The sequence below is a fragment of the Fluviicola sp. genome (assembly GCF_039596395.1).
Classification (GTDB): Bacteria; Bacteroidota; Bacteroidia; order Flavobacteriales_D; family Crocinitomicaceae; genus Fluviicola.
In genome coordinates this window covers 333,250-346,994 of record NZ_JBCNJT010000001.1, presented here as the reverse complement: position 1 = coordinate 346,994, position 13,745 = coordinate 333,250, and the positions used below count along the sequence as shown (strand labels likewise).

General features: G+C 43.9%; 10 protein-coding genes. 7 read left to right on the top strand and 3 right to left on the bottom strand.

The window, feature by feature from the left end; genetic code table 11:
• Window positions 1–6: 6 nt before the first annotated feature.
• Both ABDW02_RS01340 and ABDW02_RS01335 read right to left on the bottom strand, forming a co-directional pair.
• Complete coding sequence (locus tag ABDW02_RS01340; protein WP_343631381.1) at window positions 7–510, bottom strand: hypothetical protein; 504 nt, start codon at window positions 508–510, stop codon at window positions 7–9.
• A 6-nt stretch (window positions 511–516) separates the two neighbouring features.
• Window positions 517–1,371, bottom strand: a complete 855-nt coding sequence (locus tag ABDW02_RS01335) for a hypothetical protein (protein ID WP_343631379.1) — start codon at window positions 1,369–1,371, stop codon at window positions 517–519.
• A 112-nt stretch (window positions 1,372–1,483) separates the two neighbouring features.
• On the opposite strand from ABDW02_RS01335, the gene ABDW02_RS01330 reads away from it, so the two are divergent.
• A complete protein-coding gene (locus tag ABDW02_RS01330; protein WP_343631377.1) occupies window positions 1,484–3,430 on the top strand; it encodes a ComEC/Rec2 family competence protein in 1,947 nt (648 codons plus the stop codon).
• A gap of 95 nt (window positions 3,431–3,525) precedes the next feature.
• Here ABDW02_RS01330 and ABDW02_RS01325 read toward each other — a convergent pair whose 3' ends face one another.
• Window positions 3,526–4,413, bottom strand: a complete 888-nt coding sequence (locus ABDW02_RS01325; RefSeq protein ID WP_343631375.1) for a hypothetical protein — start codon at window positions 4,411–4,413, stop codon at window positions 3,526–3,528.
• A gap of 14 nt (window positions 4,414–4,427) precedes the next feature.
• Between ABDW02_RS01325 and ABDW02_RS01320 the strand changes: the two genes are divergently transcribed.
• From ABDW02_RS01320 to ABDW02_RS01295, 6 genes are all read left to right on the top strand, one after another.
• Window positions 4,428–6,908: a DUF5916 domain-containing protein gene (locus tag ABDW02_RS01320; protein WP_343631373.1), complete on the top strand. Its 2,481-nt coding sequence runs from the start codon at window positions 4,428–4,430 to the stop codon at window positions 6,906–6,908.
• An 81-nt stretch (window positions 6,909–6,989) separates the two neighbouring features.
• The gene (locus ABDW02_RS01315; RefSeq protein ID WP_343631371.1) at window positions 6,990–7,559 is read left to right on the top strand and encodes an RNA polymerase sigma-70 factor; all 570 of its coding nucleotides are present in this window, start codon (window positions 6,990–6,992) and stop codon (window positions 7,557–7,559) included.
• Window positions 7,556–8,506 carry a FecR domain-containing protein gene (locus ABDW02_RS01310; RefSeq protein ID WP_343631369.1) on the top strand — a complete coding sequence of 317 codons (951 nt, stop codon included), beginning with the start codon at window positions 7,556–7,558 and terminating at the stop codon, window positions 8,504–8,506. Before ABDW02_RS01315 ends, ABDW02_RS01310 begins: the two co-directional genes overlap by 4 nt.
• The gene (locus tag ABDW02_RS01305) at window positions 8,494–10,374 is read left to right on the top strand and encodes a hypothetical protein (protein WP_343631367.1); all 1,881 of its coding nucleotides are present in this window, start codon (window positions 8,494–8,496) and stop codon (window positions 10,372–10,374) included. The genes ABDW02_RS01310 and ABDW02_RS01305 overlap by 13 nt, the downstream gene beginning before the upstream one ends.
• Before the next feature lie 173 nt (window positions 10,375–10,547).
• A complete protein-coding gene (locus tag ABDW02_RS01300) occupies window positions 10,548–11,273 on the top strand; it encodes a head GIN domain-containing protein (RefSeq protein WP_343631365.1) in 726 nt (241 codons plus the stop codon).
• 95 nt (window positions 11,274–11,368) lie between these two features.
• Window positions 11,369–13,732 carry a TonB-dependent receptor gene (locus tag ABDW02_RS01295; RefSeq protein WP_343631363.1) on the top strand — a complete coding sequence of 788 codons (2,364 nt, stop codon included), beginning with the start codon at window positions 11,369–11,371 and terminating at the stop codon, window positions 13,730–13,732.
• Window positions 13,733–13,745 lie beyond the last annotated feature (13 nt).

The following is a 13,745-nucleotide window of genomic DNA, read 5'->3' as shown; positions in this document are numbered from 1 at the left end:
TGTGATTTAAGGTTCAATACCGTAAACTAAAACAATCCCTTCTTTTGTCCCCTTTCCGGAACCGATGGAATATTCAATGTGGATATTTCTCAAACGATCAGCATCCGGAATCTTTGCAACGTACGCATCGTTTAATTCCGTGGTGCTGAATTTCAGGTTTTTACCCTGTACTTTTTTGAATTCCTTGATCAATACGCGGTCTTTATTATCAGCCGGTGCATCGTAGATTTTCACCGTCAGTGCAGCCGTACATTTTTTCGCGCTGATCGCAAATTTGTATTCATCCAGCAGGAAAGTATACACTTCGATATTTTTGACCTGTTTGGAAGAACCAGCTGTGAAGTACGTAATCTTGGAACCTTCGTAGCGCGTTCCTTTGATCATTTCTTTGCATTCCTGTTTCAAGGTGCTCATTTGCGCTTCCAGCACGTTATCATTCCCTCCTGAAACCAATCCGATCCACAATAAACAAACAGCAAGCGGAAGGGTGAATTTGAATAGCTTTATCATAAAAAATTATTTCCCTGGTTTAACAATATTGGAACGCACCATTTTCACTTCATCCGCCAAAGTTTTGTACTCGGCATCGGTTAATTCAGGTGTTTCGCGGTTGATATTTTTGGACACTTTCTTCACGGAAGCCATTCCTTCGTAAGTATTCAGAATTCCTTCATACATTTTGATCACTTCTTTCAAACGTGCATCTTCCTGTGCCGGATGGCTCTTGAATCCTTTGATGATGTTTTTCAACAAGCTCATTTGCTCAACCAGCAATTTCCCGATCTCTTCCTTGTCTTTTTTATTGTCGATTCCCAAATACATTCCTTCGATCCATGAACCGGAGAACTGGATTGCTCCCAAATACTTCAGGTCGTTGTTTTCCATGTACTCATCCGATTTGTCCTGGATTTCATAAATGATATCCTGCAATGCTTCCACATCACCCAATCCTTTATCAAACTTCGTGATCAGTTCTTTATCGGAAAAAACGCTTTCCAGACCAACTTTTGATCCCATTTTCTGAATCACTACCAAATACTCGCGTGCTTCCTGTGTTTTGGAGTTGATGGCGCAATAAGCCATATCCGTAGAGTAAATTCCCAAATTCATCAATTGGTCGATTTTTACGGAATATTTATCTGCATTCGCAGCAGGGTTTGTTTTACCTGCCACATATGGCAAACCTGCATCTTTAAATGCATTTGCGATACTGATCGGCGGAGGTAATACGTAATCATCTTCGGAAGAATCATCTGATGCATCAGTTGTTTCTACGGTAGCAACTGCGTTCTTTTCAGTCTCACCACCTCCACAAGACGCCAGGCTTAGGGTTAACGCAAAAGCAGGTACAAAATAATTCAGTTTAAACATAATTGGATTTGTAAAGTTTTGATTGTAAAGAAACAAAGAAAATTCAATTTGGGATATCATCTATCGAAGATTTTATTAGATTCGTCTATATTATTTAACCCGCTATCACAAAATGCCACTATTACCAATTTCGCTGGGATTGATACTCGGCATTCTTTTTTCCTACGCTTCCGAAGGGAATACAGGAACTACCGGATTAGTTCTGACAGGCGTTTTTGCAGGCTGTATTCTGAGCTTGATTTACCAGTATTTGTTTCCTTCCAAATCATTCCCGAAGTTTATGCCGGTCCTTGCCTTTAGCTTGCTGTTTATGCTGATCGGTTTCGGGAAGCTGAAGCTCGTAAAAAGAACGACTGCTTCCCTGGAAGAAATGTCCGGAAAAGTAAGCTACGGAACAGTTTTTAAAAGCAAAATCTCTGAATCGGGCTACCAAACCATTCATCTGGCGCTTGAAAAAACAACGGACCGGAACAAACAAGTTCCCATCCAGGGCAATATCATCCTCACACTCGACACGCTGGAAGGAATCTATCGAACGGGCGATTTCGTAGCATTCAAAACAATCCTGGAACCATTCCGGAACGAAACAAACCCGGGAAGTTTTGATGCAGCGTACTATTACGGAACCCATCATTACATCGGGCGGGCTTTCATCGCTTCGAATTGCATTCAAAAAACCGGCACACGGGAAAACCTGACGATTTTCTTTTCCAACTGGCAGGACGAGATCGGCGAAAAAATGAAATCCTGGCTTCCTGCATCCGTTTCCGGAATCGGTGTTGCCTTATTATTGGGGAATAAAACAGACATTGAGCAGGAAGTCCTGGATTCTTTTTCGAATACCGGGGCCATGCATGTACTGGCTGTTTCAGGATTGCATGTCGGGATCATACTGATCATTTTTCAATACCTACTCGGCTTTTTCAGCAAATGGATTTCCCGGAAACAGGCCATTCTCTTTTCCGTCATTTTGATCTGGGGATTCGGATTATTAAGCGGTGCTTCTCCTTCCGTAATCCGCGCCGTGGTCATGTTCAGCATTCTGGCACTCGGTCAGCTTTTGAGCCGTAAAAACAGCGGAATGAACAACCTCATCCTTTCGGCAATTGTTTTGCTGTTATACGATCCGTATTACTTATTCGACATCGGTTTCCAGTTGTCGTATGTGGCTTTGATCGGCATTCTTTTGTTCCAGAATTCGATTTATCAACTCATCCACATCCGCCAAAAATGGCTCGACTGGCTTTGGAAAGGAAGTGCTGTGGGTATCGCGGCTACGATCGCAACCACTCCTTTCATGTTGTATTGGTTCCACCAGTTCCCCAATTACTTTCTGCTCTCCAACATCGTTGTGATGCTGCTCGGGTTCGTCGTTTTGCTCTTTTTGATCATCCTGATTTTTACGGCGTGGATTCCTTATTTGAATACGCTCGTTATTTTCCTGACGGTTCTTTCCCTTCAGGCCCTGGTAATCGGCATCCAATACGTGGACGAAATTCCGGGAGGCGTTTCCGGCGGATTTGAACTGAATTTCATCCAGTTCCTGGTTGTTGGCGGATTGATCGGATTTTGCTTTCACAAGTTGCTGATCAAACAACTCTTTTCCAAAATTGCCCTAACCGGATTAGCTGTTTGTCTGCTGCTCATTTCCTGGAAACGCGAAGTGAAATTCGAACAAAACCAGCTTCAGGTCTTTTCAGGGAAAGCGTTTTGCGGAATGATCCAGTACAAAGGAATGCTGATCACTTTTGCAGAAAACACTCCCAAAAACAAGCAAATCCTCCAAACACTCAAAAACGCGGTCCGCGATTCAGGGCTGAACCTGGGCAAATCGCTTGTTTTGAAATCCGGGAATAAAGTGCAATTGGACAAACAGGAAATCTCATTTATCCGGGAAGAGAACGGCTGGAAATTCAGGATCGGTAAACAGGAATACACTTATCAATCAAGAGGAACTCCTGGGAAATCTCATCACAAAGCGCTTTTATCCCAGAGGCTTCAGCGCTATTTATACAAAGACGAGCCAATTGAGCCTTTTTGTGTCCAGCTAACTATTTGAAAATGGATATTGAAACTGGAAAAAGTTTTAATAAACTCGTATCCATTCAAAACAGGAAAATTCCCCTTTTCAATTTTACAATTTTCAATTATCCATTAATTCAACGGCATATAATACTGATCGTAACGTCGCGTTACCAATACCTTTTTATCCACTTCGGAAGCAGCTTCCACTACGTAAACCGTTTCTTTTGAAACCGGATCAACGTCCTTTTTAAAGGAAAACACATAATCTCCTGATTTGAAACCAGGAATTTCGTTTTTCATTTGGCGTGCAGCCAGTTTCAATGCAATTCCCTGTGCTGCCGTACTTTGGTTTTCACTCGCGAAACGCATTACCAGGAAGACATTCTCCAGGAACCGGTTTTTCTCATCGCCCTGCAGATTGAATTCCCTGTTTTTCATCATGGCATAAAAAGCCAGGTCGTCGTTAGTAGTGTATCCGTCCATATTGCGCGTCAGCCAATCTTCTTTCATGTATTTTTCCGCCCAAACCTGGTTTGATTTCCCCGTTTGGAATTCATCCACGTACTCCATTTTGCGCAGTACATTCTTATTGTTCAAAAAGCATTGCGCAACGATAAATTCACAGGTTGTATCCTTAATCAGTTCGAACCAGTGCGTTTCCATATACAACACCTCGGTAGTATCAGCCAGCAAAGCCATTTTCTGGTTTTCGATCAACGGATCAATGTCTTTGGAAGATAGCCCGAGTTTGCTCAAGCGGTATTTCTCTTCAAACAGGGAATCCAGGCGCTGATAAGACTGTGGCTTCACAACGACCGTTTCACCGTAAGTAAGACTCACATATCTTTTATTCACAGCCCCAAAATCGTGCGCCAATTGCTGTTCCAGGCTTTCTTTCCGGTTCCTTGCCAAATCCTCCAGACTTGGTCCGGGAACATATTTCAACCCACAGGAAGAAACGGCACTTACAAGAAGTAAAACCAGGGTAAAACGTTTTAGAAAGACTATTCCTGACATATCTGTGAGTTTATATGATCAAAAATAACGAATTTTACCGGGTGAAATTGCGCTACTGTATACTTCTAACTTTTATTCTGATTTCTTATGTTCTTCCGGCACAAAAAACCGTTTCGGGAAAGCGTACGAATAAGGCCATTACTTTGGACGGAATGTTGTTGGAAGTGGCCTGGGATGAAGCGGAAACTGCCGGGGATTTCACCAACAATTACCCGAATCCGGGAGCACCCAGTGCCTACAAAAGCGAAGTCAAATTCCTTTACGACGATCAATACATTTACATCGGGGCAAAATTGGCCGATCACCGGCCGGATTCCATCATTGCTTTTTTGTCGGAACGGGACGATTACGGGAATGCCGATTGGTTTGGCGTGTTAATTGATCCTTATGGCGCCGGGCAAAATGCTTTTGGATTTTACGTTACCGCCGCCGGAACGGAATTGGACGCCATTATCAATCAAACGAATGAAGATTACTCCTGGAACGCCGTTTGGAGAAGTAAAGTGAAGCGAATCGCCGAAGGATGGAGCATCGAGATTCGCATTCCGCTGACACAATTGCGTTTCCCGAAAGAGACTGTCCAAAACTGGCGCATCAATTACGTACGAAACATACGCCGCAACCGGGAAACTTCGCATTGGTCGTTCGTAGATCCGCAGCAATACGGCGAAATTGCCCAGAGCGGTTATATCAAGGGAATCGAAAACCTGGGAACTCCGCTGCGGCTTTCTTTTTCTCCCTACTCTACCATGTATCTCGAAGACAGTTACGATGAAAACTCCCAATCACAAAACTGGGGATTCCGGCCGCGGTTCGGGATGGATATGAAAGTCGGACTAAGCGAATCTTTCACCCTCGACGCTACGTTGGTCCCGGATTTCGGGCAAACCGTTTCGGACCGTTTGGTATTGAACCTTTCTCCTTTTGAAGTGCGCTATCCCGAAAACCGGCCTTTTTTCCTGGAAGGAATGGATTTGTTCGGAATCGGTGATTTATTCTACTCGCGCAGGATCGGTGCGGAAACTTACCTGAAGCAACAGGCCATTGACTCCGCAGCGAAAGACCCGAACAATACAATCAACACGATCCCCGACAGAGCTCAATTAATCAATGCGCTGAAGATTTCCGGTCGAACCAAAGGCGGATTGGGAATCGGTGTGTTTAATGCAATTGAAAACCGGTCTTACCTGAATTACCGGGACTCAACAGGAACCGATCACAAAATCCTGGCACATCCCGTATCGAATTACAACGTGTTCGTTCTATCTCAAAACTTAAAAAATAACGCCAATATTTCACTTCTGAACACCAACGTCATCCGGCCGGAAATCAATGTCCTTTCCAATGTAACGACCTTACAGGGACTGGTTTTCAACAAAAACAGGGTTTACGGTATTTCGGCTAATACGCAGGTTTCAATCAATTCTTCCGGAAATAAAGCGATTGCAGGCCGTTCTTCTTCGATCAGCTTTCAAAAGGTAAAAGGAGTCAACCAGTTCAATATCGATTACTACGATTGCGACGACAACTACAATCCCACAGAATTGGGCTTTTTGGCGCGGAACAATTTCTTCGGGTTTTACGGGCGTTACCGCTGGACAGGTTACGAAGCTACCAAACGGCTTTTGCGCAGGAATTTCTCGGCTGAAAACACGGTTGAATACTTATACAAACCAACCAAATTCGGTTATTGGTCCATCAATAGCGAATACATCGTTACCACCAAAAAATTCCTTTCAGCAGGAATCTCCCTGAATGTTTATCCTTTGGGTGAACACGACTTTTTCGAATCGCGCACCTTCGGAATCCCGGTTCATTTCCCGGCTTCCTTCCAGTACGGAGGTTTTTATTCCAGCGATTATTCCAAACGCTTTGCGCTGGATTATTATGCCTATCACCGCGTGTTTGACAGGAAAGGTATGTCGAACCTTGATCTGAATATCAGTCCGCGCATCCGTATCGCGCCGAAAGTATTTACGGTTCTGAGCTCAACTGTCAACCGCTATTTCAACAACTTTGGGTTCGTTCGCGTTACAGATACCAACTACACCGATCAGATTACCTTAGGAAACCGCGAACGCTGGATTGTCACCAACTCCATTGCACTGGATTACAACTTCACCAAAACATTCAGTTTAAAACTGCGCTTCAACCATTACTGGCAGGAAGTTTCCTACAAATCCTTCATGGAATTGCTGGACGACGGAAGTTATCAGGCTTCTTCCTATTCCGGAGTTGATTCGGCAGGTCACAGTTACCACAACACCAGTTTCAATGCGTTTACCGTTGATTTTGACCTGCGCTGGGTCGTTTATCCGGGAAGTGAAATCCGCTTCGTCTGGAAATACAACATCTACGCTTCCAAAAACGGACTGGACTACGGGTATTTCAAAACCTTCAACAACCTGTTCGACAACCCGTATTTGAATTCTTTCTCCGTGAAAGGTTTGTTCTACATCGACGCTGGAAAGTGGTTCCGTAAGAAAACAGCCTAAAATCTTCACCCCACTTAGGGGTAAAATCATTCTCAGTTGTCATAAACCAAAAGATGATAACTTTACCCCGGTGAAATACACATGCGGGTGGAAGAAAAACAAGTGATAACACAAGTTGTGACAGGAGATTTAAACACATTTGAAATGGTATTTCGCGATTATTATAAACCGCTGGTCCGCTATGGCAACACGTTTCTGAAAGATTCAGACGAAGCAGAGGACATTGTACAGCAAGTATTTGTTTCTTTGTGGGAAAAACGGGTACAACTTGATATTCATACTTCGATCCGGGCGGTTTTATACAAGTCGGTTCAGAATGCCTGTTTGAATAAGATCAAGCATTTGAAAGTGCGGAATACGTATGCAGATGAACTCAAAGCAACCACTGCTTTTGCAGATTCTTCCGATACTGTTCAGTTGAATGAACTCAATGAACGGATCGGGATGGCAATCGAAACGATGCCCGAACAATGCGGGCGGATTTTCAAAATGAGCCGTTTTGAACAGCTTCGTTACCAGGAAATTGCAGATCAATTGGGTTTATCTGTGAAAACCGTTGAAAATCAAATGGGGAAAGCCCTCAAAATTGTGCGTGAAGAGTTGAAAGACTATTTGCCGTTACTCATCCTTTTTTTCATTCAAACACTATGAAAACATCACACGACATGGATGCGCTGATCGGCAAATTCCTCAGCGGAGAAGCAAGCCCGGAAGAAGCTATGTTCCTGGAAGACTGGATTTCCGAAGCGCCGGAAAATCAAATTTATTTTGATCGAAGCGCAAAGGCTTTCGGGTTGACGGAAAAAATTGTTTCGACAGATAATGCCTGGAACATCATTCATCCCCAACTGAACCAGGCTCCGGTGCTTAAACTTTCGGTCGCATGGATTTCCTCCGTCGCTGCGATCCTCATCATTTCTTTTGGTACAGTGTTCTATTTCATGCATTCAAACGGAGAAAATACTGTTTTCGCAGCCGGAACAACCAAAAAGAACATCGTCCTGGAGGACGGTACTGACATCCGTTTGGCAACACACTCAAGCGTGGAATTATCCGCGGGCTATGGAACACAAAACCGTTCATTAAAGCTGAAAGGTTCCGGTTATTTCTCGGTAAAACACAGCAAAAAACTACCATTTATTATTGACGCAGGGCCAATTCACATCAAAGATCTCGGGACGAAATTCGATGTCAAAACTGCCGACGATACGATTTATGTGCGTGTGGACGAAGGAATTGTAGTGATCTACGACAACAAGGGCATGCAACTCACCCTTCATGCCAATGAAAGTGCACACTACGTGATTTCGAGCGGCGATCTGAAACTGGACGTACTGGCAGAGAACCTGAAAAAGCAGTATAAAACAATTCTGCTCGACAATCAGCGCCTGGAGGACGTGGTAACTCTTCTCAACAAGACCTACAAAGTGAACATCCGTATTGACAATCCTGCACTAAAAAATTGCCGGATCACCACCGAGTTTTTGAATGAAGAACTGGATACTGTTCTCATGGTGATTTCTCAAACACTCGAAGTGACCATTCTCAAAGAAAAGAACAACGAATATGTGATTAAAGGACTGGCATGCATACAATGATCCGTTTTTTAGGTATTCTATTCCTTTGCTGCACGGTGGTTTTCCGTTCGAATGCACAAACACCCTACCTGGAGAAAGACGTTACGATCCGCTCCGGAAATTATACCTATGAAGAATTATTCCGGCAAATTTCCAATCAAACCGGGGTTGTTTTCTCCTATACAGGTTTTGATGATCAACAACGCGTATCAGCCCGGTTTGACAAACAGCCGTTGCGCATCGTGTTGAATACACTTTTCAACAACGGAAGATTTTCGTATAAATTGAAAGGAAAATACGTAATCGTCAATTACAAGTCCGCAGCGAAATCAAAGGCCGAACATTCTTCTGCGAGCAACTCCAACCTGATTCTGAACGGGTATATCCTCAACGCTGAAGATTCTTCCGAAGTCGTTGAATCCAGTGTTTATATCAAACAAAGCAAACAATCCGCTGTAACCAATGAATACGGCTATTTCAACCTGTCGTTTCCCAAAACCACGGATGTACTTTCCATTTCCGTGGCAAAGGAAGACTTCAGGGACACAACAGTGGTTATTTTCTCCAAACAGCAAAATACACTGGTCATTTATCTCCAACCCAAATCAGCGCCCGTAAGCGTATCAATGGATTCCGTACGCATCACCGTTTCTATCGATTCGGTGAAACCGTCACACTTCCCGGTTTCAGACACCCTCCCTTTCATCAATCCGTTTTGGAAACGGTTCAAAGAACGCAGTGCAAACCTGCGAAATATCTCTGACACCTTGTTTACCAATGTGTCGTTTTCGTTGTTTCCGCCAATCAGCACCAACCGCTTGCTATCCGTGAATACCGTGAATAAATTTTCGTTCAATCTCCTGGTTGGTTCATCCAAAGGAATTGACGTTTTTGAGCTTGGAGGCCTGGTCAATTTCGATTACGGAAATGTCAGATATGTACAGATTGCTGGTTTGACGAACCTGGTTTCCGGAACCTCATCCGGAGTTCAACTGGCAGGTCTGGTGAATACGGTTGCGAAAGACGTAAGCGGTGTCCAGGTAGCGGGATTAATCAATTTAGACGGTGGAAAAGTCAAACATGTTCAGGTGGCCGGAATTGCCAACCTCGTAAAAGATACGGTGAAAGCCGTTCAGATCGGTGGAATCGCTAACTTGAATACTTCCTATACAAAAGGAATTCAGGTGGCAGGAATTTACAACCATTCCAAAAACGTATACGGCGGTCAGATTGCCGGAATTGCAAACAAGGGCGATACCGTATCCGGAATTCAACTAGCCGGATTGGTAAATAAAGCACACATCATTCATGGATTCCAACTTTCCGGCCTGGTCAATTTAGCGGAGAAAGTGCATGGTTCGCAGCTTGGTTTCCTGAACATTGCCGATTCAATGGGTGGAATTCCAATAGGATTCCTGAGCTTTGTAAAAAAGGGTTACCACAAAGTTGAAATTGCCTGTGACGAAAATTTATTGGGAACACTCAGTTTCCGGACCGGTGTCGATAAATTCCACAACATCCTTATCGGTGGAATGCAGATAGCCGGCGGACGTTCCCTGTGGACTTTCGGCTATGGATTGGGCTCAGTCTTTCAGTTGGGACGAAAATGGTACCTGGATATCGACCTTACCGCTCAACAACTGTATTTGGACAAAGCTAACTTCAGCTATAATATGCTGACGAAAAGTTTCCTTGGAATTGAGTATCGTTTTGGAAAAAATTTCAGTATTGCTGCGGGGCCGACACTCAACTGGTATTCCTCGGAAAATACTGCAGCAACCGATCCGATCTGGAGCAGAATGCACCAAAAAGCGCTTTCCACTTCCGTGAATGGGAGTTTTACCAATCATTTGTGGGTTGGAGGGAAACTAGCCATCCGGTTCTTCTAATGTTTCCTCCCTTGAGGGAGGACCAAGGAGGGTGCCACCCCTCTTAATCTCCTCTTGACGGAGCCTGATACTCGTCAGAGTGGTCAGACCCTCGAGGGGAGAAAAAAATTTCTGTTCATAGGGGTAATCCATTCCTGAGTTGTCATACAACCAACTAACAAATAAAAGTCTTTATGAAAAGTTTAAGATGGATCATTCCGGGGATTTTACTACTTGCTGTACCATTCTCCTCCTGTAAAAAACAGGTATTCAATTCCATTAAAGGAAAAGGTCAAACAGTGACAGAAATCCGGGATTTGAGCGGGTTCAATAAAATTTCGCTGGATATCGATGCGCATGTATTCTACACGCAGGATTCGGTTTATTATGTGGAGATTTCAGCACAACAAAATGTGTTGGATGTTATTACAACCGAAATCAGTTCGGGAGAATTGGAAATAGATTCCCGCAAATGGATCCGCAAACACAATGGAATCAACATCATTGTTCACTCTCCCGATCTTTATGCACTGGACATCAGCGGAAGCGGGAACATCGAATCGGCAGCCGGTATTTCAACTTCCACACTGGAATTGAACGTCAGCGGTTCCGGAAACATCACCTTGTCGTCGATTCATTCGGCAGAACTGGAAGCAAAAATCAGCGGATCGGGTAATATATCTGCTTCAGGAGGAACGGCAACAAACCAAAAATCAACGATCAGCGGGTCGGGAAATATTGACATGCAGAACCTCACGGCAAACCATTCAGATGCTAAGATCAGCGGTTCCGGGAATATTTCCGTTTGGGCTTCAAACCAATTGAAGGCTACCATTTCGGGAAGCGGAGATATCCGTTACAGAGGAAACCCGGTCGTTAACACCACCATCAGCGGATCAGGATCAGTTATTCATATTTGATCAAAACATAAATTACGTGGGTATATGATATGCCCACTCTGTAGGTACGCGAGGCGTCGCGTACCTACAGATCATAACATATAAAAATCAACATCATGCTCCAAAAAAAAGTAACGAAATTCTTCGTATCGGGATTGCTATGCTTTATTGTCAACACCTGCTTTTCCCAAACACAAACGGTTCGCGGCACAGTTGTCGACAATATTTCCCAATCCTCTATCCCGGGTGCGATTGTCAAAATCACCGGCTTGGATTCCGTCATCCATGCAGTGACAGACAAAAGCGGTAAATTCACCTTGTCCCGCGTTCCTGTAGGGAGCAGGTCCATTGAAATTTCAGCTACCGACTATAAACCGTTTACGATGCAAAACGTTACTGTAAACGCAGGAAAGGAATTGGTATTGACTATCAACCTGGAAGAAGACATTCAGAAAATAAACGAAGTGGTGGTTTCAGCCAAAACGGATAAAAACAAACCACTAAACGAACTGTCAACTGTCAGTACACGAACATTTTCCGTGGAAGAAACCCAAAAGTTTGCAGCAGCAGTGAATGATCCGGCGAGAATGGCTACTTCTTTTGCAGGTGTGGTAACAGCGGGTGACGGCAACAATCACATTTCGATCCGTGGAAATTCACCGAACGGTCTTCTGTGGCGTATGGAAGGTGTTGAAATTCCGAATCCGAATCATTTTTCAAACGTTGGAACAGCCGGTGGTGGAATCTCCATTCTAAGCGCACAACTTCTGAGTAATTCCGACTTTTCCACCGGGGCTTTTGCCGCGGAATACGGAAATGCACTTTCCGGAGTGTTCGATCTGCGCCTGAGAAAAGGAAATAATGAACGACGCGAATACACGGTGCAGCTCGGAATATTGGGATTAGACGTCGCAACCGAAGGTCCTTTCAAAAAAGGATACGAGGGATCCTATTTGATTAATTACCGCTATTCGACCCTGAACATCCTCGGGAAAATCGGGATTCCGATCGGCGATGCAAATACCAATTTCCAGGACCTGTCTTTCAATCTCTACCTTCCGACCAAAAAAACAGGCAAATTTACAGTCTTTGGTTTCGGCGGATTAAGCTATCAGACAACTACCGCTGAAAAAGATTCCCTGCGCTGGCAGGAAGATGATTTTCTCCGGCTGAACACCAATTTTTACAGCAACACGGGAGCAGTTGGAATCACCAATACGAAACTTTTCAGCAATAAATCCTATTTAAAAACGGCCCTGGTATTTTCCGGGACTGAAAACGGTTATAAACAAGATCGTTTGCAGAATGATTACAGTTCTCTGGTCAGGGAATATGAACAGCGGTTCCTGCAGAATAAGTTAACGCTTTCAAGCACTTACACCCAAAAGATCAATCCGAAAAACAATATCCGCGCAGGATTCATTCTGAACCAACTGGGTTATCGCTTAAAACAAAGCGACATGGGCGATTCGACTGTTTTACTGGAACAAATCAACGAAAAAGGGAATACTCAAACGTTGCAGACATTTTTCCAATGGAACACGCATATCACGGATAAGTTAACGGCAAATATCGGCATTCATCACTTTCAGTTATTCCTGAATAACAGCAGTTCACTGGAACCGAGAGCATCATTGCGTTATGATGTCCATCCGAAACATCATCTAACCATTGGATACGGGTTACACAGCCAGTTACAGCCAATCGGCGTTTACTTTGTGGAACGCACGGAAAACGGAACAACCACATTTCCAAACCGGAATTTAAAACTCAGTAAAGCACATCATGTGGTTTTCGGGTACGATTTCGTGATCAACGATCATGAACACATCAAAACAGAAGTGTATTACCAGCATTTGTTCCATGTTCCGATCAGTAAAGATCCCACAAGCACATATTCGATCTTAAATTCCACGGACGGTTTCCCTTCCGAAGCTTTGACAAATTCGGGGCTTGGTCGGAATTACGGCATCGAATTGACTTACGAGCGGTTCCTGTTCAGGAATCTCTATTACCTGCTCTCAGCTTCGCTCTATGAGTCTAAATACAAAGCTGCCAACGGGAACTGGTACGATACGCGTTTCAACACCAACTACGCAACTTCCCTGACGATCGGAAAAGAATGGAACCTGAACAAAAAAGGGAAAAACAGGACCATTGGCTTCAACATTAAGTCCATTTATGTCGGTGGTTTTCGTTATACGCCTATTGATCTGAATGCTTCCGTAGCAGCAGGAGAAACGAAATTTATAACGACGCAGACCTACAGCAAAAGAATGCCGGATTATTACCGATTGGATGTTCGCTTGAGCCTGAAACGCAACTACAAAAGACTGACAAGCACTGTAGCACTGGACATTCAGAACACCACAAACCGCAAAAATGTGGGAGGACAATATTTTGAGGCAAAAACCGGCCAGGTCAATTATTGGTATCAGACGCCATTATTGCCGGTGTTGAGCTATCGATTGGAGTTTTGATCTGTAAACAAAA

Excerpts from the sequence above, each read along its gene's own strand:
- ABDW02_RS01310 (WP_343631369.1), top strand. The coding sequence starts at position 7,556 with ATGAAAACATCACACGACATGGATGCGCTGATCGGCAAATTCCTCAGC.
- ABDW02_RS01340 (WP_343631381.1), bottom strand. The coding sequence starts at position 510 with ATGATAAAGCTATTCAAATTCACCCTTCCGCTTGCTGTTTGTTTATTG.
- ABDW02_RS01305 (WP_343631367.1), top strand. The coding sequence starts at position 8,494 with ATGCATACAATGATCCGTTTTTTAGGTATTCTATTCCTTTGCTGCACG.
- ABDW02_RS01330 (WP_343631377.1), top strand. The coding sequence starts at position 1,484 with ATGCCACTATTACCAATTTCGCTGGGATTGATACTCGGCATTCTTTTT.
- ABDW02_RS01335 (WP_343631379.1), bottom strand. The coding sequence starts at position 1,371 with ATGTTTAAACTGAATTATTTTGTACCTGCTTTTGCGTTAACCCTAAGC.
- ABDW02_RS01320 (WP_343631373.1), top strand. The coding sequence starts at position 4,428 with ATGATCAAAAATAACGAATTTTACCGGGTGAAATTGCGCTACTGTATA.
- ABDW02_RS01295 (WP_343631363.1), top strand. The coding sequence starts at position 11,369 with ATGCTCCAAAAAAAAGTAACGAAATTCTTCGTATCGGGATTGCTATGC.
- ABDW02_RS01315 (WP_343631371.1), top strand. The coding sequence starts at position 6,990 with ATGCGGGTGGAAGAAAAACAAGTGATAACACAAGTTGTGACAGGAGAT.
- ABDW02_RS01325 (WP_343631375.1), bottom strand. The coding sequence starts at position 4,413 with ATGTCAGGAATAGTCTTTCTAAAACGTTTTACCCTGGTTTTACTTCTT.
- ABDW02_RS01300 (WP_343631365.1), top strand. The coding sequence starts at position 10,548 with ATGAAAAGTTTAAGATGGATCATTCCGGGGATTTTACTACTTGCTGTA.